The sequence below is a fragment of the Bifidobacterium sp. WK041_4_12 genome, from assembly GCF_041080795.1.
GTDB lineage: Bacteria > Actinomycetota > Actinomycetes > Actinomycetales > Bifidobacteriaceae > Bombiscardovia > Bombiscardovia aquikefiricola.
In genome coordinates, this window is sequence record NZ_CP129674.1 from 635,296 (window position 1) to 654,915 (window position 19,620).

Consider the following 19,620-nt stretch of genomic DNA (forward strand, 5'->3'; position numbering starts at 1 on the left):
CGGGCCGGGAAACCGGAGGACTTGGTGCACGACCTACGGAGAATAAGAAGGAATCGCAATGGCAAGACTTGCCGGAGTCGACATCCCCAATGAGAAGCGCATTGAAATCGCCCTCACCTATATTTTCGGTGTCGGACGCACACGCGCAGATGAAACACTGGCAGCAACCGGAATCAATCCGGATACCCGCGTTAAAGATCTCACGGATGAGCAGCTCATTACGCTGCGTGATTATCTCGAAGAAAACTACAAGATTGAAGGCGATTTGCGTCGTGAAATCGATGCAGACATTCGCCGGAAGATCCAGATCAACAGCTATCAGGGTCAGCGTCATCGTAGAGGACTCCCAGTACGTGGTCAGCGCACCAAGACCAATGCGCGTACACGCAAGGGTCCAAAGCGCACTGTAGCCGGGAAGAAAAAGGCCGTTAAGTAATTGACGCCTTGATTCGAGCCACGGAGCACACGCTCCATCGTTCGCATCAATAATCACGGACAATCAAAGTCATTCGTATTTAGGAAACGAGGGTAAATGGCAGCTGCCAAGCAAGCCGTACGTAAACCTCGCCGTCGGGATCGCAAATCCGTTCCGGTGGGGCAGGCGCACATCAAGTCCACATTTAACAACACCATCATCTCCATCACCGATCCATCCGGCGCTGTCGTCGCATGGGCATCAGGTGGCGATGTCGGTTTTAAGGGTTCACGTAAGTCAACACCATACGCAGCTGGAATGGCTGCAGAATCTGCTGCCCGCAAGGCACAGGAGCATGGTGTGAAGAAGGTCGACGTATTCGTCAAGGGACCAGGTTCAGGTCGCGAGACGGCAATCCGTTCTCTTCAATCAGCCGGTCTCGAAGTCGGCTCTATCTCTGACGTCACCCCACAAGCGCATAACGGCGTCCGTCCTCCAAAGCGTCGTCGCGTCTGAAGCACTTAGGAAACCATCAATCCACCCGCGAAAATCGATGAGTGCACCATCGATTGGAGCTGAAAGGATAACACAGTGCTTATTGCACAGCGTCCGACACTGAATGAAGAAGTAGTCAATGCTCAGCGTTCCCGCTTCACCATAGAGCCACTTGAGCCAGGATTCGGCTATACGCTGGGTAATTCCCTGCGCCGTACTCTCCTGAGCTCGATCCCTGGTGCCGCGGTTACATCCGTAAGAATCTCTGGTGCCCTGCATGAGTTCACCACTCTACCAGGCGTTGAAGAGGACGTTACTGAGATCATGCTGAACATCAAGGGCATCGTTCTCACCAGTGAGTATGACGAGCCAGTCGTTATGTATCTGCGAAAGAGCGGCAAGGGCGAGGCGAAGGCAGGAGACATCACACCACCAGCGGGCGTTGTGATTGCCAATCCTGACCTGCACATCGCGAACCTTGCTGAGGATGGTGAACTTGAAATTGAGTTCACCGTCGAGCGCGGCCGTGGATATGTTCCAGCGCAGATGAACAAGCAGGACAATGATGAAATCGGACGCATTCCGGTCGATTCCATCTATTCCCCTGTTCTCAAGGTCACCTACAAGGTCGAGGCAACTCGTGTCGAGCAGCGCACCGATTTTGACCGCTTGATTCTTGATGTTGAGACAAAGCCGGCCATTTCGCCACGCGATGCCGTCGCTTCTGCAGGATCGACGCTGGTTGAGCTCTTCGGACTCTGCCGTGAGTTGAACACTCAGGCTGAAGGTGTCGAGGTCGGCCCAGCTCCTGTGGTTGAGGAAACCAACCCAGAGATGGCTGTTCCGATTGAGGATCTCAATCTGACGCAACGTTCATACAACTGCCTGAAGCGTGAAGGCATTCATACTATAGGTGAGCTTGTATCACATACAGAGCAGGATTTGCTCGATATTCGCAATTTCGGTATGAAGTCAATAGACGAAGTCAAAGAGAAGCTGCAGACCATGGGTCTGTCTTTGAAGGCATCGCCACTTGGTTTCGATACCAGCAACCTCGAAGGCGGCACTTTCTTCTCGCCTGAAGATGAGTAGCTTTCGGTCGGGAGTTCAATCTCCCGACTGTGACTGCTGTTTTCGACGGTGAGATTGAGTAGTAAGCCGTTGTTGTTTAATCGTTTCGCTTTCGGATGTTAGGGCTGATGCCCACCTGGATGCGGAGCATATAAGGAGAATTCACATGCCAAGACCAAAGCAAGGGCCACGTCTGGCTTCAAGCCCAGCACATGAGCGCCTGATGCTCGCCAATATGTCGACGAGCCTGTTCATGCACGGCCGTATTACCACCACACTGCAGAAGGCCAAGCGTCTTCGCCCTGTGGCTGAGCGCCTGATCACCTTCGCCAAGCGCGGGGATCTTCATTCACGCCGTCGCGTGATGCGCGTCATTCGCAACAAGTCCATCGTGCACCTTCTGTTCACTCAGATTGCTGAGCAGATGGAACAGCGCGAAGGTGGCTACACCCGTATCGTGCGCATTCCTGCACGCCACGGAGACAATGCGCCTCAGGCTGTTATCGAGCTCGTAACCGAGCCGGTTTCCGCCAAGCAGGCCACTGTCAAGGAAGCGGAAGCTGCTACCAAGGTGGCAGCCAAGGACGAAGCGGCCGAAGTTGCCGATGCAACCGAAGCAGCAATCGTCGAAGGTGCAGCGGATGATGCAGTCAACGAGGCAGTAGATGCCAACGAAACTGACACCGATGTTGCCGAAGCTGACAAGGCAGCCGTCGATCTCGAAAAGGATGCCAAGGCAGCCGACGAGACCGCCGATGAAGCTGAAGAGGATGCAGACGAGGCAGAAGACGCTGCGAAGGCTGATTCGGCCGACGCAAAGTCAAAGAAGTAGTCAATAGCTCAATCACTATGATTGTCGAGTAAGTCGGTAAGCGACTCATTCGCAGCAACAGTGGGGGTGACACCAAAAAATGGTGTCACCCCCACTGCGTTGTGTGGCAGCAAATATGATAATCGCGAGCTTCATGTTTCCATGTCTACTCATGTCATCGGTACATGGGTTAAATTCTCGATTTTCTCGTTTGAAGACAATCAACATTAAGCATTATTTTAAAATTCGAGGTCTCAGTGGTCTTTACAGGTTGGGATTACGAGTTTTGTTGCCTTTTTCAAGTAACAAGCGAAATCTTCCCCAGATTCCAAGGATTCTTCATTGCAAAATGGCCGTTAAATCTCTTTATACTTGAAAAAGGCAACAAAACTCAACGCTGCTCAACGAAGCTGGGCTTTTTTCGACGCGATAACTGCTTGTAGGGTATCAACGAACCGTTGCCAGGCGGAATCGTTCATCATGTCCTCAGCAGTAACGGTGATTACATTCCAGTTCAAGCCTTGAAGCGCAGATATTTTTCGACTGTCTCGTATTAATGCTTCCTTCGTTGTATGGAATTCTTGACCTTGATATTCAATGGCGATTTTAAGTTCTGGATACGCCAGATCAGCGAACCACAGTTCTTGAGTAACTGGATGCTGAATTCTATAGTTCACTTCAGGACAGGGAAGATGGCTTTTCACCATGTTCATCCTCCATCGACTCTCCATCAATGAGTCTGTGCCTTCTCGACAGTGTTTAAGAGCCTTCTTTCCCAATGCTTTGCCCTTGAATCGCGTCGGCCCGCAGATTGCAGCTTCAAGATCGGCCAAATTGAGATCGCGATAGTGCGCATTTCTGCTGATTATTGTGTCCAGCAAAGCAACAGCTTCGATTTCATCAAGGTCTCTTAGAGCTTGAAGAATCGCAGTAACTGGATCAACGTAAAGAATCGATTCTTCGGGCATCACGATGACGGAGGTGGTGAATGGCTGTGTCCAATACAGGAATGTGACATTTCGCAATCGAGTCCTTTTCCCCTGCTGTGCAGTGCAGACCTGTAGTGATGTACTGTCTGCTCGCTTCGTTCTCAATTCAGGAAAGCTCATGAGACGAAGCGCGGAAAAGCCTGCGAAAGTGACTGTATTTCGTGACCGACGTACCACGTCGATATAGTCGTCGATGTTGAGTGGCGGGTTCGAGAAGTGGGGGAATGCTGATGCAATAGTTGTTTTCATGCAACGATGCTAAATAAACCCGCTGGTGAAGGCACCTGGGAGAAAGAATGTGGAAAAATGTGGCGAAAATCAAGATGTTGATCTAATCGGACGGAAGTACAGCAACTGAATGCGAGTTTTGTTGCCTTTTTCAGGTATATCAGCTGATTTTCTGTGTAATTGTCCCACCAGAAAGCCCAAAAATGGCAGTTATACTCAGAAAAGGCAACAAAACTCGAATCTGGTTGGATGATGAGTGCAACAATATGAGAAAATGTGTGGCGTGATGCGAATTCGGATGGATATTGCCTATGACGGGACAGAATTTCATGGATGGGCGAAGCAGCCCGGCTTGAGAACAGTTCAAGGAGAGTTGGAAAAGTCCCTCGATATCTTGTTGTCACGCAAAAATCTCGACGTTGAACAGGGACTTGAACATATTCACGTGACCGTAGCAGGAAGAACCGATACAGGAGTGCATGCAGCGCATCAGGTCACACATTTCGATGTTGATGAACAACAACTCGAACACTGCGTCGGCTATTTGAGTCTCGATGGCATTGCCGCACTCGCACATAGACTCCGCCACATTCTTCCCAGCGACATCGTTGTGCTGAGTCTTTCCAAGGCTCCTCAAGGTTTCGATGCACGATTCTCCGCACTCGAGAGAACCTACATCTATCGCATTTTCGACGACTTGTGCCCCGCGGATCCGAGACTTCGAAACTGCGTGCTTACTGTCCGCGGGTTGCTTGATGTCGAGGCAATGAACCTTGCCGCTCAGCAGACGATAGGTCTGCACGACTTCGGCTCATTCGCAACTGCCAATCCTGGCGGGACGACGATTAGAAAGGTCAAGGCGGCCGAGTGGAAAAGAGTATCTTCAGCACACGAAGACAACAATCGAGCGATAAAAAGTGAACCGAACATGCCTGATGACGGAAGCTTTCTCACTCTTCCAGGAATGATAATGTTCACCATTATTGCGGATGCCTTCGCACACAATATGGTTCGTTCCTTGGTGAATGCCTGTGTGAACGTGGGTCTCGGCAAGCGAGATGATCGATGGTTCGTCAAGAAAATCGACACGCCGCTACGCGAAGGTTCGACAGGCCCGATTGATCCGCGCGGATTGACGCTTGAACAAGTGCATTACCCGCCGGATGCTGAGCTGGCGATCAGAGCCAACACAATCAGGGCGAAGCGCAGTTTGGACGATTGAATTGCGCCGTTGTGGAAGCATTCCGTCAGAGGGATAGTGCAAACAATAAATCGATACATTGTGCTGCTGTCAGATGGAAACGTACTGCTTTGGAAGCACAATATTCTGAGGAACTTTCGCAGAATGTGGTGTGTGGTCTGCTCATTGTGGCATAATGGCAAAGTTGCTTTGTTAGCTAAGCTGTGCGTTGTGTTACGGTAGCTGCGTCGCAATGAAGTGCATGGTTGAATGTCCGAGCGGTCTAAGGAGCACGCCTCGAAAGCGTGTGAGGTGAAAACCTCCGAGAGTTCGAATCTCTCTTCAACCGCTCTCAAGGGTTTTGAGCTTCGGCTCAAAGCCCTTTTTTCATGCCGGAAGCCCAATTTTTTCAAGGGCTGAGCGGCTTTTCTGCGCTTCTTGGTCTTTTCCGTTTCATGCCTTGAAAACCCTTTAAAAGGTGTAGGATGGGTGTGAAACAAGGTGTATGAAATTGGTCATTCAGCCTTGTTTACCACCCCTGAACCACCTTGAGGTGTGCAGGCGAAGCGAATGAGGCAGGGAGGCGTTGCCGTGGCGAGGAAATCAAAGCGCAGGGCGTTTGGGTCGGTCATCACCAGAACCAACGCACATGGCAAACCGTATTATGAGGCTCGCTATTCACCACCCGTCGATGCCTATGCCCGATATGCGAAGCTCCCCGAACGGATATCGAAACTCTTTGACGACCGGACGCAGGCAGAAGCATGGCTCGCATCCGAAAAGCGCCTCATCGATCTCGAACAGTGGGAACCCCCAGCGGAGCGGAAAGCCAAGAAGCTGCAAAAACAGCAACAGGCGATGCCGTTCAGGGAATATGCGGCACAGTGGATGGAGATGAAGCGCAAGCCGGACGGGACACCCCTGGCACAGACGACCATCGACAAGAAATGGGAGCATCTCAACAACAATTTGATTCCGTTCTTCGGTGACATGCCGCTCAATCAGATAACCCCCCGCGCAGTCCAGGAATGGGGCGACCGCTTCGATGCGTCCAGGCCTCACGCCAAGTTCAACGCCTACGCCATCCTCAAGCAGATGATGAACGATGCCGCCACCACGCCCGTCAACGACATCGGGGAGACGCTGATCGCCATTTCCCCGTGCTTGATGCGCCTCTCCAAGCCCGGCAAGCAGCACAAGACCGCCATCATCAGCACCGAACAGCTCAGGCAGGTCGCCAACCTCATGCCCGAACGGTTTCGCTTCGCGATCTGGCTCGGAGGCTGCTACGGACTGCGCATAGGCGAAGTGCTCGCCCTGAGACGCAAGGACATCGACATCACGAACAAGGTCATCCACATTCGCGGGTCAGTGAAAACCGTTGTCAACAAGGATGGCGAAGGCACGCATGTGGAGCTGGGAACCACCAAGACCAAAGGCAGCGAACGAACGGTTGACATGTTCCCGGCGCTCGCGGAAATGACCGCAGAGCATCTCAGACGTTACACAGGCAGGGGAGCCGAAGGATTGCTGTTTCCCGCTCCTCACAGCGACAGCCCCATGCGCCCGAACAGTCTGACGGAAACATTCATCAGGGCGAGATTGCGGGTGCCTGGCCTGGAGAAGGCGCGTTTTCACGATCTGCGGCACAATGCGCTGTCCAGGCTCAGCGAGCACGGAGCGTCTAGGGCACTGATAATGCAGGCCGGTGGGCATGTCACCGACATTTACAGCAAATATCAGGATGTGACAAGCGCCACACACAAGCGTCAGGTTCTCGGCACCGTCGATGCAGAACTCAGCCAATCCATCGCCGTGCCCTCGGCTGCGGCGGGAAGCGCGAGCGCCCAGCCCACCCAGTCCGAGGCCGCTTCTTCCACAGGTGTGGCAGATGTCTCGGATGTCCATGTCAAGGACGATGCGGATGCGGATGGACTGCGGGAGATGGCAGTCGTATTGGACGCGATGGCGTTGGGCGAGCGGGTGGCGGTGCTGCGCGAACTGGATGCAGCGCGGCGCGCGCAGGTTGTGCGGCTGCTGACTACGCGCGTGAAAACGATGGTCGAACTACTGAAGAATGAGGTGTAATCATGGTTGTTTTGACGGACAGGCATCGAGCCGTGCTGAAAAAGCTGATAAGCAGCGGACTTCAGGCTGACATGGAGTTGTGGGAGTACTTACTTGCCGTGCAGTGCTACAACCTGGGCGTGTGGGATTTTGATATTGAAAATCCAGACATTCGTGAATTGCGTGCATACAGGCGTGGTTTATACGACGGCGTTTGGAACATCAGGATTACGTTGGAGACTTTGGCGGATGCCGGTGAAGAAAGCCGCATGCGACAGGCCTTTGCCAACATATGCAGTGGCTTCAAGGAGAGATTCGATCATGTGGTGGAGATTCGTCTGCACATGAAGGCAGAGAACTCCCCTCTTGTGTTCTGCGCCGATTCCCCCCATATGTTCGAGCATGACGCAATGAGGAACCTTGCGGAGGAGCATCGCCGGGATGCGCTGCGTTCTGAAGGCAACCGCATAGCCAAGCTGCTCATAAAGGCCATCAGGACAGCGCCCACCGATACCAGCCTCATCAAGGACGAAAACGATTGGGACGACATCTATTACCCGATGGTCGCGGTCTACGAGCTTGCGCGAATGGCCTATGTCAATTGGAAGTACCACGCTGCGCTGCGTGCAGGAAAAATACAGGCTAATGACCGGCAAGCTTACAGGGACATGTGGGTACAGACCGGCTCAATCCTTGAGCCCATCAGTACGGAGCTGATTGGCAACAATGATCTGTTGGGCAGGTCGCCGTATACCATGGCCGACGCTCTGGACGCGGTTGTAGTCGCTTACAGCCGAGGCGTGCGACCTCTATCCGAATGATCGTTTGTTAGTGTCCGAGCCATACACCATGCTTAAGTATCAACAAGCTGTTTGAAGTAGGTTCACTCATTGACACGGGTGGAAAGAGCAGAAACCGAGCTGCGCGTTACTCGGTCAGAACCAGAGCTGTGGCTGGTGCATGTCAAAGCGCATTCCCCAGGTTCAAACACATTCGCGCTCCCGTGCCCAGGGTGTGAACCATCCGAATGCAGGGGACGACCATTCATAAGGAATAACGAACATGCATATCGCAACAATCAACCGACCATTATCGGTGTCAGTGCCTGAAGCCCAGCGGCTTCTAGGATTCAAAGACCCGAAAATAATTTACCGTCTCGTTCGAGAAGGCAAGCTGCGCGCCCGCAAGACCGGGCGAGTCTGGATAGTGTCATACGCGAGCCTCGTGGCCTATGCCGAAGGCGAGGACGAATAGCCATGAGCGCAAAAAAAGACCCCCTCAAGCTGGGACTCAGGGGGGTTGCGAAGCATAATCATTATAGCTTTGCAGCCCCGACTTTCATGCCCCCGCTGCCATTCCTCGAAATGGACATGCAAGCCTCTCGCGCTCGCGTAAACCTGACCAACCGGCGCGACTTCGAACACGTCAGGGTCGAGGAACTACAGCGTCAGCATACGATGCGCACATTGCGCATGTTCGCGAGCGCTATGGGTCAGCCACGCATACGCACCCAGCGCGAGCTATTCAGCCTCACGGCGCGCTTCCACAGAATGGGGGTGGCGGCATGAGTGCAATAGATGAAGTTCTCGCGAAGCACCCAGACACCAGGCAGCGCATGGAGCGGCAATCTTTGAAACAAGCAGCGCTCGCAGACGGGTCAGCTTCGAATTCGAAGAGAGTGGCAGACCAAAGCGGGCAAATCACCAGCATGCAGACGGTAAAGGTTGCAGCATCGAATCGGGTTGAGGCCATTCGTCTGGACAGTTTCGATGTGATTGAACTGCATATGCTGGAACCATGGCTGATTCTCGGCATGGGTACCACGCTCTACTGCGGTGACAATGGGATAGGCAAATCGGCAGCGGCATTGTGGACGGCGGCGAGAGTTACCAGAGGCGCATGCTGGGGTGAACTGCATGAACCGGCGAACGTGCTGCTGCTCTTGACCGAGGATGCGGCTGGAATCGTCCGGCCAAAGCTCGAAGCGCTGGGCGCCGACATGAGCCGCGTCTATGTCGTCGTATGCATCCAGCCGGGGGAAGCGCCCACGGATGGAACCACCTATCTGCGTTTGCCCAAGCAAGGCGGGGAACTCGCGAAGCTGGTAAAGGCCAATGGTATCCGGCTGGTGATTCTCGATGCCCTTGCCGACTGCTTCGAACACCCCGACACTAACAAGGCTGAAAATGTTGCACCCGTGCTCACGCTCCTTAACCGTCTCAGCTCAAAATATGGCATGGCCGTCATCGGCATTCACCATACGAACAAGAATCTGATGGGCGGTGCTAAGAACGCCGTTCGTGGCTCCAAGGCATTCACCGACAAAGCACGTCAGGTAGTCAGTTTCGCCAAGACCGATGAAGGCTATGGCTTTCAGGTCACTAAGACCAACTTTGCGGAAGGCAAACCAGCATGGCGTTACACGCTTGAATCAGCGCCAACCTCGACACCCGGCAAGTCAGTCGGCATCATCACCACACCCGTGTCTGACAATGATCTCGATGTTGACAGGATCATGCGGCAATCAGCGAATCTGGAAGATGAACAGCATTCAATGGACCGTGAGGTGCTCGACTGGCTCATCGAATATCTGCGCGAAGGCCCTGCTAAGTTCAGTGACATTTTGGCTGCGGCCAAGAAGGAAGGATACAGCATAGCGCAGTTGCGCAATGCGCAGCAGCGGTCTTCGAATCCTCACATCGAATCCATTGCCGATCCGACCCATTCGGGACGCGGCCAACGCAGAATATGGCAGCTGCCTCAATAGTGTTCGCTCTTCTCTCGATACTCAGATGAACACTAATGAACACAAATCGGGAACCGTTGCGGCAGTAAGCAAGACGATTAGTAATCAATTAGTGTTCATTTCTGGCATGAACACTGATGTAGGGTTGAGTTTGGCAATCCTCTGCTTGCTATAATCGAATCAGGGCGGTACCGGTAGGCCTTCATGGCCCGCCGCTACCGTCCCGTTGCATGTTCAATAAGATCATTCTTGCCGACGTGTTCGAAAATGCGAAACCCTCCCACGATGAACCGGGGATCGATTCCGTATCGAAGAGGGATAACCCTCCACTTGCAACCGGTTATTTCACGGACGTAGAGGATCCCCCGCCGAACGCACTCAACCCACGTTCGTGGAAGGGTCTGAGACGAATAAGCTGCCACGCATTTCCCTAAACCGAGTCTCGTCCTGACTCACAGGGGTAAAGGGATTCAAAGGCAATCTCACATATCACACACTGTATCATGCACAACCATGATGAACCATCTCCCTTCGCGTCGCCGCATCTGGACGGGTTGGACGCTTCGTCTGACCCTGGCTTGCTGCCTCGATTGCGGTGAGCTGCGGGTGAGTGGCGTGGGATTCAGATGGTGCCGGGGTCGAAGTCGTCGGCTGTGTCCGTGGCCTCGGTCGTGTCCGTCTCTGGGGTGGCTTGGAGTTCTTCGAGTTCTCTGGAGCATTCGAGCAGTCGCCGTACCAGTGGCGGCAGGTCGCGCACGGCTGTGCCCTCATCGTTGACGGCATGGCTCAGCCGCGTGATGCACATTCTCAGCAGCGAGGGATAGGAGCCGTCGCCGTCATGGTCATGGCCGTCCGTCTGCGCGTCCTTGCATGGCTCGATGCCGGACGGCACCGTGTCGGCGGGGTCGCTGGCTTGGGCTGGCGCGATTCGATGCTTGCGTTTCCACATGGTGTCACGGCATTGCTTGCTGCAATAGATCTGGTTGCTGCGCGGATTGTCCAGCTCGATGCCGCAGGTCGGGCAGGCTTGCATGTCGTCGCCTTGTCTGCGCTCTGTCGTCGGTCTGCGGCTCATATTCGTAGCCTAGTCGATGCCAAGTCGATGCCAAGTCGATGCTCTGGCCGCTTCATTGAATCCCGTCGCACGATGCACGCTGGCCGAACGCCGTTGCAGTCGCCAACGATTCCACCCACAGGCTTGCCCATGCGTCTTTCGCTGCAACGGCAACGCTCCCACGGCCATGCGCGCAGCAATCTCAGCATGGGGGGTGTCCCCCAGACCGGCAGCGGCCACTACCGCCGGATAGATGAAAAAAATGCGTGCCGGGTTCAAAACATTTGAAGACGATTCGTTTTTTTGAACCCCACACGTTTAGCGATGGCTTTGCACAGCCGTTCGATTGGCACGTAGCTGGTTCATTGGAGAAGCATGAGCGGGTCAGGGACAATCCCCGATTCATGTTCCAGTCCCATGGCTGGTCACGGGGGATCCAAGACCCGCTATGGGTTCAGCAAAGCAGAAAGGTGAATGCGAAATCGTGGGACCGTCTGCCATATCCATCGATGATAGGATTGACAGCGCAGAATTCCGCGTGGGCCCCTCACCTCTATAAGCTCAAGACGAAGCCCGGTCTGGGGATTACGTTCACGGAAATCCGTTCGTCTTAGCAACCCTTCCACATCTGATCTCCAAGTCTGATCTGGAAGGGTTACGCTTGCCTGTTCCCATTGCCTGACAGGAAAGATGGCCATGAGCATAGACAAGCAGGCAATGGCATTGTTTCCAGCGCTCAAGCTCGAAGTAGCCCATGTGATGACATCAGGACAGCTTCGAGCCGCAGAAATATCGCTGAACGCAGGAGAAGGGCCATGAGGCTCTTAAGTGGCTGCTCGACTTCTGCGATGACCCACAGGTGCAGTTACCGCATGAATTGGTCAGCCTCATCGCGGACTGTCTTGAAGCGGAAGACAAGAAAGAGTATGCAGCAATACTAGCCCGGCACCTCAAGGAACATGGGCGTGGGTAACGAGATGCAGATGATTGTGAACGGGATCAACAACAAGTCCATGCGAGTATTCGACTGCTAGGGCATGGTCGAAGCATTGACCATCGAGCTGCTGGCATCAAACCACACAACAACAGTGCTGCACTTAATAAGTAGACATATGCTAAGTCATACACCCTCAACCCAGCTTCTCGCGAAGATCAGGGGTAAAGGGGCATCCTTGGCAGCGGCATCACCCTATCGAACATTGACGCACCGCTCAGGCGAACATGGCCCCACGGGGGCATGCCCCCACCCCGTGATTGGGGCTACCTCGGGTGCAGCGCCGTTCTCTCTCCACACAATTTCCAAAACGTCGAAGCGTCACCCGAAGCCACCGGGCGAACCACTCTCAGCCCTTGCGGGACAACGGATTGAGCAGTCGTGCGTAAGCACTGAAAAACGTCGCCAATCCGACTCCATCTAACGAGGCGATGGAAACCAGCACGACAGACATGCCGGAAATGTTGAAACAACGCCATCCAGAGGCACATCGCAATCGCCACGAAAGGAAGCAACCGAAGTTGTGCGCATGCCCACAACCGTTCAAGGCTATCCACACTCCAACAACCCCAGCTCACACGCTCAACCATAATCGGCGCTCGCAGGCAGGCGATTCGCGAGCATAACCATGACCCCTCAGCGAACGCCCATGCAGCATCGCTCAAGCCTCACCGTGTGACTGTGGCATCATCGAGAACCCAGAGACAAGACCCACACCCAGCAGGGGAACAAATTCGCGACAGTCTCGCTACAATCCAGCGATGGTTGCCATGGCTGCGTATCTTGCTACCGTCCATGCAGCAGTCAGGCGGAACCAGCGAGCGCACCGAACGCACCGAGCGCGCCGAGCGATGGAACAACCGTCCGTCTTGTCATTGATCTGGGCTGGTCATACCATCGCCGCATCAGCAAACTTCAAGAGAACCGAATTCATCCGCGCATATCGCTTCAAGACCCAGCGGGGTACCCCCCTCCCCGCCCGGCAAGGCTCCCCCCGGTGCATAGCGCCAAGGTATCCCCCCGACTCAGATAGATTGTTGCTATTGGCACGTATCGGGCAGCTCTCCAATGAATGGCCGCAATGCTCAAGATCGAGGCTGCACATCACCGTGATGGCCGAAGGAGAAGAACCGGCTTCTTTGTCATGTACTTTCAGGTGATGAATGCCGATCTGCTGCTAGGTAGGGCAACCGACCTTTGAATTGGTCGAGATAAGCGAGCCGAAGTATATGCGAGCAATCCGACCCTAAACCTAGCCCTCGGCTATGGGTTTGCGGGGTAAAGGGCGGTTCTCGCAAATACCGCTGGCCTCATCGTATAGTATTGTGCATCAGAGAACAAAGCCGTGTGAGTCCTTGAACAAGGGCGAAAATACCTCTCTTAGGTGGTAAACAAGGTGGTAGCAGGATTGGGTGGTTGCTCTGACCTCAATGTTTTCAATGATTTCTAGAGCTAAATGCGGTTTCTCTCTTCAACCGCTCTCAAGGGTTTTGAGCTTCGGCTCAAAGCCCTTTTTTCATGCCGAAACCCCAATGTTTTCAAGGGCTGAGCATTGATGACACCCTTTTCGCTGCAAGCTCTCGCTGTCGTCAGACCATGTCATGCCTATACCCTTGCCGTGCCCAGACAACACGGTGCCCATACTGAAGTCACGAGGTAAACAGTGCGCCTTCGAATGCAGGATAGCCAAGTTTCAGCGCCTGATAAACGCGCAGGGTCGCGAGTTCAGCCACTCTTCTCAGAGCCTTCTCGCGCGATGTGGCCTCTGCACTGGCTTGAGCAGAGCTAGAACTGCCAGTTTCGCTCAAACCGGCTCCTGCTTTACCATCGGAGTTCGAGGTCATCGCCATGACTTCCGCGCGAGCCGCATTCATCAGCACGACAGAGCTTGTGGGAGCGCTCAATCCTGTTGAGGGGTCGGTTATCGTTTGAGTGTGTTCGAGGAGGTTACCAACCGAATAGACCTTTTCGCGTGGATCAGCTGCGTCGGGATGAAGCGAAACGAAAATCTGAGCCACCGATTTCTGATTGTCACTCAGCGACAACAGATAGGTATCGTTGTTATTCTTTGCCGCGAGAATCTCAAGAGCAAAAGCCGAGCGGTCTTCGGCAAGGGCAATCGCTGAAGACTGAGTCTGCTGTATCTCGGAAGCTGCAAGACCTTGATCGGCGAGTTCATGCAGATTCAGACCGTCCTGAGCGATACTCGAATGAGGGGAGAGCGCAGTTTCTTGCTGTCCCGAGAGCAGATACGCTCGATATCCCGCAAGTGCGCTTGCAAATGTGCCCTCCGCGAACCGTCCTGAGCAATATTGGGCGACGTTCAGCCAATCGTTCTGAGCTCGCTGAGCAGCGAAGAGCCGCAGTTGTGAGGTCAAGTCCGAGGTCGATTCGGAATCAGTCTGCGTGGCTGATTGCTGGGCGAGTTCGCAGGGGCTGAGCACATCCTCGCCCTCTTCGCGGCCTGTCAGCCGGAAACCATCAGAAAAGCTTGGCGAACAGCCCGAGCTGAGCAGCAGTGCGGTGCATGCGAGAGCAGCCAACGCAAAGTTGAAGCAATGATGTGCAGCGAGACGTCCGAAGCCTTGTACTGAACGATGTGCAGCATGACTATCGTGAAGCCGCGTCCGATGCGAGCAATGATCTTCGCAATGATCTTCGTAACGATGCAAATACGGTATGTTCAGCCGTCGGTAATGACGGTGACCGTTCCGCCCTCGCTGAAGTGTCTGCATGAATCGTTAGAGTAGTCTGGAACGCAGACCATACGGGCAGGGAGTCCGTTTTATAACTTCATAGGAGGTCTAGCAATGGAACTTGACCTAACTGGAATCCATCAGTTGGCAGCTGAGCAGGGCATAGACACCGAAACTCTTGATGAAGCATTGGCTGAGGCCTTGCGTCAGGCATATTTGAAAACTCCACACGCGGCAAAGCATGCCCGTGTTGAGATTGACGATCGGGCTGGAACATTCACCGTATGGGCCCAGGACGAGATCAGTGAACCAGAGCCGGCAAACGATGCATCGGAGAAATCTGCGGCCACAGTTGACAATGGTGCTTCTGCTGAAGCCACTTCCGGTATGGCTGAGAGTGCCGAACCGCAAACGTCCGATACCGCCCACACGCCAACTGCCGCCGAAAGCTCCGAAAGCTCCGACACCACGGCACATTCTGACGCTGCTGTGACTCCAGAAACCTCGAGCGCGACACCGACAGCATCTCCAGCGACGGTATCCCATGAACGCAGCCACGCGGCATTTGGACCCTACGCACGCGAGAATCGTCCGGTCATCCGTCTTGGAGAAGAATACGACGATACGCCACATAACTTCGGACGACTTGCCGCTGCAACCGCACGCCAGGTCATTTCGCAGCTTTTCAGAGACGCAGAAGACAACAAGATTTTCGGCGCGTTCTCAGGTCAGAAGGGGAAGCTCGTCACAGGCATCATCCAGCAGGATGCCAACGATCCGAGCAACGTTCACGTAGCGGTTGGCGACACCGAGGCGTTGCTGCCACGACGCGAACAGATTCCTGGAGAACGCTATCACCACGGTGAGCGCATACGCGTCTATGTCGTCAATGTTGCACGCGGCTTGAAAGGACCCGAAATCATCGTGTCCCGCTCGCACCCTGAACTGGTGCGTCGCCTTTTCGAACGCGAAGTTCCTGAACTCGTATCCGGTGCAGTATCTATCATGGCCATCGCACGCGAGGCTGGTGCGCGTACAAAGATTGCGGTTCGTGCGAATACGCAGGGAGTCAACCCCAAGGGTGCCTTGATTGGTCCCGGAGGCGCACGAGTTCGCGCTGTCATGGAGAATCTTGGACCTGAAAAGATCGACATTGTCGATTGGTCGGCTGATCCAGCAAAGTTCGTTGCTGGAGCGCTTTCTCCTGCGGTTGCAACGCAGGTTAACGTCATCAGCGAAAAAAACAAGACTGCAATTGCGTTCATTCACGATGACCAGCTATCCTTGGCAATTGGCAAGGAAGGGCAGAATGCCCGACTTTCTGCCAAACTTACCGGTTGGAAGATTGGAATCGAATCAGCCGAGGCACATGCGCAACAGGAGTCATCTCAGAGCGCTGAAAAATAGTCACGCTTTCAGGCGCGCTCACACGTAGAGCACATCCATAGAGTCGAGTATGCTTAACTCGGTATCCGAGTGGGGGTGCAAGACGCGCCCGATTCGGCTTAAGAGACGAGGTAACACGATCATGGTCGCACGATGAGACAGGATATGTTCGCCGTCATGGATGAGTGACCGCGCCGGTCATATGCGCGGTCTGGAATAGGAGATATTGGTGCCCAAAGCACGCGTATATGAATTGGCTAAAGCGCTCGGCGTGGATAGCAAAACAGTCCTTGAGAAACTCAAGGATATGGGTGAATTCGTAAAGTCAGCTTCTTCAACGGTGGAAGCTCCAGTCGTTCGCAGACTGAAAAACGCATTCCCACAATCGAATCAAAACTCACAGAATTCTCAGGCAACCCCGGGACGCGGGTCATCGCAGCACTCAGCGCCAAGGGGTGCCGCACATGGATCTGCTCATGCATCCAATTCGGGCATGAACAGGCCAGGGCCGCATAATGCTTCGGCTAACTCGCATAATGCAAGTTCGCATTCAGATGCTTCTCACGCTACTTCGCAGGCGGTGAATCGCGCAGTTGAGGCACAGCATGCGGAAGAGACACAATCGTCCTCTGCTCAGCACGTAACGCCATTGATGGCGGCTGAGGAGGAACGCAGAGATCCGCGCCGTTCCGGAAGAGCGGGCGGTTCATCGCATGCTCCTATGCCAGGTCAGTCTCGTCATGAACGTGGAGGCTTTGGCGAGCAGCACCGCGGTGAGCGTTCAGAGCGTAGCGAGCATGGCGACCAGCGTCGAAATGACCATGGTCCACGTCCAAATGGCGGTAATCGTTCAAATCATGGACAGCACTTCGGTCGTGATGGACGTGACGGTCGTGATGGTCGCAACGAGCGTGACGGTCGAGATCGGCGTGACTCCCGCGATAACCGCGGCGGTCGTCCACAAGGTGGCAGCGGATCGACTCCACGCCCACGCACAACCGGAACTCCACGTCCAGGAAACAATCCCTTCAGTCGCAGGCAGGGTATGAGTGCTCCAACACCAGGAGACATTCCACGTCCACATCCAATGGCACGACCCACGGTCAACGATGGTCGCGGCAGAGGCGGACGTCCCGGTGGCCGCAATGGTGGCTTCCACAACGGAAGACCAGGGCAGCGTCAAGGTGGCGGCCAAGGCCAGTGGGGTCATAACAACCATTCACAGGGTGGCGGCCAAGGCCAGCACTCAGGGCAAGGTGGCAATCGTTTCGGCGGTGGCAACAACTTCTCCTCGCCTTCGAATGGGCCATCGAACAACAACAACGGTCGTGGCGGACGCGGTCGTGGCGGCGCAGCAGGCGCATTCGGACGTCAGGGCGGAAAGTCATCGAGGTCTCGCAAGAACCGCATGGCAAAGCGTCAGGAGTTCAATGAGCTTCAGGCACCAGTCATTGGTGGCGTCAGAATTCCTGCCGGCAATGGTAGAACAATCAAGCTTCGTCAAGGCTCAACGCTTTCGGACTTGGCAGAGAAGATCAATGTCAATGCAGCGTCCTTGGTGACCGTGCTCTTCCACTTGGGTGAGATGGCAACGGCTACGCAGTCGCTGGATGAGGCGACCTTCCAGATTCTCGGCGAAGAAATTGGCTGGAACATCAAGATCGTTTCCGCAGAAGAGGAAGACAAGGAACTTCTGCAGGAGTTCGACATCAATCTTGAGCAAGAGGAGGAGGGTCGAGACGACTCGAATCTGAAGCCACGTCCGCCAGTGGTCACGGTTATGGGCCATGTCGATCACGGTAAGACGCGACTGCTCGACACCATCAGAAAGACCAACACCTCTGCACACGAGGCAGGCGGCATAACGCAGCGCATCGGTGCCTATCAGGTGAACGTAACCCTTGAGGGCGAAGCCCGGAAGATCACCTTCCTTGATACGCCAGGACACGAGGCGTTCACCGCCATGCGTGCCCGTGGTGCGGAACTTACCGATGTCGCGGTGCTGGTCGTTGCGGCCGATGATGGTGTGATGCCGCAGACCGTTGAGGCCATCAACCACGCGCAGGCTGCAAATGTGCCGATTGTGGTGGCGGTTAACAAGATCGATGTTCCTGGTGCCAATCCTGAGAAGGTTCGCGGTCAGCTCACCGACTTCGGTCTGGTTCCGGAGGAATACGGCGGAGACACGATGTTCGTCGATATTTCGGCAAAGCTCGGAACCAACGTCGACAAGCTACTCGAAGCGGTTCTCCTGACTGCAGACGCTTCGTTGGATCTGCGTGCAAATCCTGACATGGATGCTCGAGGTGCAACGGTCGAAGCTCGCTTGGACAAGGGCCGCGGTGCCGTTGCAACGGTTTTGGTTCAGCAGGGCACCTTGCATGTTGGTGATGCCATTGTTGCAGGAACGTCATACGGCCGCGTGCGCGCCATGCTCGACGAGAACAGCAATCAGATGCAGGAGGCCACGCCTTCGACACCTGTTGCGGTGCTTGGTCTGACATCCGTTCCAAGCGCAGGAGATCTCTTCCTTGTAGCCAGCGATGACCGCACCGCCCGCCAGATCGCTGAAAAGCGTCAGGCGACCGAGCGTGCCGCACAGCTTGCCAAGCGTCGTAAGATCGTCTCGCTTGAAAGCTTGAAGGAACAGTTCGCCAAGTCTGAGATTGACATGCTCAATATCGTCATCAAGGGCGAATCGTCCGGTTCGGTTGAGGCGTTGGAAGATTCCTTGATGAAGATCGAGGTTTCCGAAGAGGTCGGCATTCAGGTGATTCACCGTGGCGTTGGTGCAATCACGCAGAACGATGTCAATCTTGCAACTGTCGATAAGGCTGTCATCATCGGTTTCAACGTGCGTCCAAACCGTCAGGTTCAGGAACTCGCGGACCGTGAGGGTGTCGAAATCAAGTACTACTCCGTTATCTACAAGGCAATTGAAGATATCGAAGCCGCCTTGAAGGGCATGCTCAAGCCTGAGTATGAAGAGGTAACGACCTCGCACTCCGAGATTCGTGAAATCTTCCGCTCCTCCAAGTGGGGCAACATTGCCGGTGTCAAGGTGCTCGATGGTACCGTTTCCAAGGGAACCAAGGCACGCATCATGCGCGAAGGCGTGGTTACCGTCAACGATTTGGAGATTTCGTCGCTCCGTCGCTTCAAGGACGACGTCAACGAGGTCAAGGAAGGCTACGAGGCAGGTATCAACCTCGGCACCTTCAACGATATCCAGGTCGGTGACGTCATTGAGACCTTCGAAATGCAAGAAGTAGAACGTAAGTAAACATTATTGAACATATTTGGCCGTCGCAACGCATTGCGACGGCCAAATTTCTTCGAGCTTTCGAGTTTTGCGGCCTTTTTGAAGTATTCATGTCCTTTTTCGGCTTTTTGGGGTCGAAATTTCCATGGTTTTCGGCTTGTATACTCCAAAAAGGCCGCAAAACTCGATATCTCGTTTTCAGACGCTAGAATTTTGGTGAATAGCG

16 protein-coding genes, 1 tRNA gene and 1 pseudogene are annotated in these 19,620 nt (G+C 54.3%); 16 read left to right on the forward strand and 2 right to left on the reverse strand.

The window, feature by feature from the left end:
• Nucleotides 1-58 precede the first annotated feature (58 nt).
• The 4 genes and pseudogenes from rpsM to rplQ all read left to right on the forward strand — a co-directional run.
• A complete protein-coding gene (gene rpsM / locus QN215_RS02795; RefSeq protein ID WP_094694398.1) occupies nt 59-436 on the forward strand; it encodes a 30S ribosomal protein S13 in 378 nt (125 codons plus the stop codon).
• A gap of 96 nt (nt 437-532) precedes the next feature.
• Nucleotides 533-931, forward strand: a complete 399-nt coding sequence (gene rpsK, locus QN215_RS02800) for a 30S ribosomal protein S11 (RefSeq protein WP_094694397.1) — start codon at nt 533-535, stop codon at nt 929-931.
• 75 nt (nt 932-1,006) lie between these two features.
• The gene (locus tag QN215_RS02805; RefSeq protein WP_369344610.1) at nt 1,007-2,002 is read left to right on the forward strand and encodes a DNA-directed RNA polymerase subunit alpha; all 996 of its coding nucleotides are present in this window, start codon (nt 1,007-1,009) and stop codon (nt 2,000-2,002) included.
• Nucleotides 2,003-2,147: 145 nt separating this feature from the next.
• A pseudogene (rplQ, locus tag QN215_RS02810) lies at nt 2,148-2,693 on the forward strand (50S ribosomal protein L17); the annotation flags it as partial.
• Nucleotides 2,694-3,193: 500 nt separating this feature from the next.
• Here rplQ and QN215_RS02815 read toward each other — a convergent pair.
• Nucleotides 3,194-4,030 carry a hypothetical protein gene (locus QN215_RS02815; protein WP_369344612.1) on the reverse strand — a complete coding sequence of 279 codons (837 nt, stop codon included), beginning with the start codon at nt 4,028-4,030 and terminating at the stop codon, nt 3,194-3,196.
• Nucleotides 4,031-4,295: 265 nt separating this feature from the next.
• Here QN215_RS02815 and truA point away from each other — a divergent pair, with 265 nt between their 5' ends.
• The 9 genes from truA (at nt 4,296) to QN215_RS02860 (ending at nt 11,875) form a co-directional block, all read left to right on the forward strand.
• Nucleotides 4,296-5,231, forward strand: coding sequence for a tRNA pseudouridine(38-40) synthase TruA (gene truA, locus QN215_RS02820; RefSeq protein WP_369344613.1), 936 nt, complete (start codon nt 4,296-4,298; stop codon nt 5,229-5,231).
• 222 nt (nt 5,232-5,453) lie between these two features.
• A tRNA-Ser gene (locus QN215_RS02825) sits at nt 5,454-5,538 on the forward strand.
• A 242-nt stretch (nt 5,539-5,780) separates the two neighbouring features.
• Complete coding sequence (locus QN215_RS02830) at nt 5,781-7,277, forward strand: tyrosine-type recombinase/integrase (RefSeq protein WP_369344614.1); 1,497 nt, start codon at nt 5,781-5,783, stop codon at nt 7,275-7,277.
• 2 nt (nt 7,278-7,279) lie between these two features.
• On the forward strand, nt 7,280-8,077 hold the full coding sequence (locus QN215_RS02835) for a hypothetical protein (RefSeq protein ID WP_369344615.1): 798 nt from the start codon (nt 7,280-7,282) through the stop codon (nt 8,075-8,077).
• Between the two features lie 241 nt (nt 8,078-8,318).
• Nucleotides 8,319-8,510 carry a helix-turn-helix domain-containing protein gene (locus QN215_RS02840; RefSeq protein ID WP_369344616.1) on the forward strand — a complete coding sequence of 64 codons (192 nt, stop codon included), beginning with the start codon at nt 8,319-8,321 and terminating at the stop codon, nt 8,508-8,510.
• Between the two features lie 2 nt (nt 8,511-8,512).
• Nucleotides 8,513-8,824, forward strand: a complete 312-nt coding sequence (locus tag QN215_RS02845) for a hypothetical protein (protein ID WP_369344617.1) — start codon at nt 8,513-8,515, stop codon at nt 8,822-8,824.
• Complete coding sequence (locus QN215_RS02850; RefSeq protein WP_369344618.1) at nt 8,821-10,023, forward strand: AAA family ATPase; 1,203 nt, start codon at nt 8,821-8,823, stop codon at nt 10,021-10,023. The genes QN215_RS02845 and QN215_RS02850 overlap by 4 nt, the downstream gene beginning before the upstream one ends.
• Nucleotides 10,024-10,612: 589 nt before the next feature.
• On the forward strand, nt 10,613-11,344 hold the full coding sequence (locus QN215_RS02855) for a hypothetical protein (RefSeq protein ID WP_369344619.1): 732 nt from the start codon (nt 10,613-10,615) through the stop codon (nt 11,342-11,344).
• A gap of 408 nt (nt 11,345-11,752) precedes the next feature.
• The gene (locus QN215_RS02860) at nt 11,753-11,875 is read left to right on the forward strand and encodes a hypothetical protein (protein ID WP_369344620.1); all 123 of its coding nucleotides are present in this window, start codon (nt 11,753-11,755) and stop codon (nt 11,873-11,875) included.
• A 1,824-nt stretch (nt 11,876-13,699) separates the two neighbouring features.
• Here QN215_RS02860 and QN215_RS02865 read toward each other — a convergent pair.
• Nucleotides 13,700-14,593 (reverse strand): hypothetical protein, encoded by an 894-nt coding sequence (locus QN215_RS02865; RefSeq protein ID WP_369344621.1) that lies wholly within the window; start codon nt 14,591-14,593, stop codon nt 13,700-13,702.
• Between the two features lie 20 nt (nt 14,594-14,613).
• Here QN215_RS02865 and QN215_RS02870 point away from each other — a divergent pair, with 20 nt between their 5' ends.
• The 3 genes from QN215_RS02870 to infB all read left to right on the forward strand — a co-directional run bounded on the left by QN215_RS02870 (nt 14,614) and on the right by infB (nt 19,415).
• Complete coding sequence (locus QN215_RS02870) at nt 14,614-14,787, forward strand: hypothetical protein (protein ID WP_369344622.1); 174 nt, start codon at nt 14,614-14,616, stop codon at nt 14,785-14,787.
• A gap of 73 nt (nt 14,788-14,860) precedes the next feature.
• The gene (nusA, locus tag QN215_RS02875) at nt 14,861-16,153 is read left to right on the forward strand and encodes a transcription termination factor NusA (protein ID WP_369344623.1); all 1,293 of its coding nucleotides are present in this window, start codon (nt 14,861-14,863) and stop codon (nt 16,151-16,153) included.
• 208 nt (nt 16,154-16,361) lie between these two features.
• Nucleotides 16,362-19,415: a translation initiation factor IF-2 gene (gene infB / locus QN215_RS02880; protein ID WP_369344624.1), complete on the forward strand. Its 3,054-nt coding sequence runs from the start codon at nt 16,362-16,364 to the stop codon at nt 19,413-19,415.
• Nucleotides 19,416-19,620 lie beyond the last annotated feature (205 nt).

Bases quoted from the DNA above. Each gene is read 5' to 3' on its own strand.
- rpsM (WP_094694398.1), top strand. From the start codon at position 59: ATGGCAAGACTTGCCGGAGTCGACATCCCCAATGAGAAGCGCATTGAA.
- rpsK (WP_094694397.1), top strand. From the start codon at position 533: ATGGCAGCTGCCAAGCAAGCCGTACGTAAACCTCGCCGTCGGGATCGC.
- QN215_RS02815 (WP_369344612.1), bottom strand. From the start codon at position 4,030: ATGAAAACAACTATTGCATCAGCATTCCCCCACTTCTCGAACCCGCCA.
- truA (WP_369344613.1), top strand. From the start codon at position 4,296: ATGCGAATTCGGATGGATATTGCCTATGACGGGACAGAATTTCATGGA.
- QN215_RS02835 (WP_369344615.1), top strand. From the start codon at position 7,280: ATGGTTGTTTTGACGGACAGGCATCGAGCCGTGCTGAAAAAGCTGATA.
- QN215_RS02840 (WP_369344616.1), top strand. From the start codon at position 8,319: ATGCATATCGCAACAATCAACCGACCATTATCGGTGTCAGTGCCTGAA.
- QN215_RS02845 (WP_369344617.1), top strand. From the start codon at position 8,513: ATGAGCGCAAAAAAAGACCCCCTCAAGCTGGGACTCAGGGGGGTTGCG.
- QN215_RS02850 (WP_369344618.1), top strand. From the start codon at position 8,821: ATGAGTGCAATAGATGAAGTTCTCGCGAAGCACCCAGACACCAGGCAG.
- QN215_RS02860 (WP_369344620.1), top strand. From the start codon at position 11,753: ATGAGCATAGACAAGCAGGCAATGGCATTGTTTCCAGCGCTCAAGCTC.
- nusA (WP_369344623.1), top strand. From the start codon at position 14,861: ATGGAACTTGACCTAACTGGAATCCATCAGTTGGCAGCTGAGCAGGGC.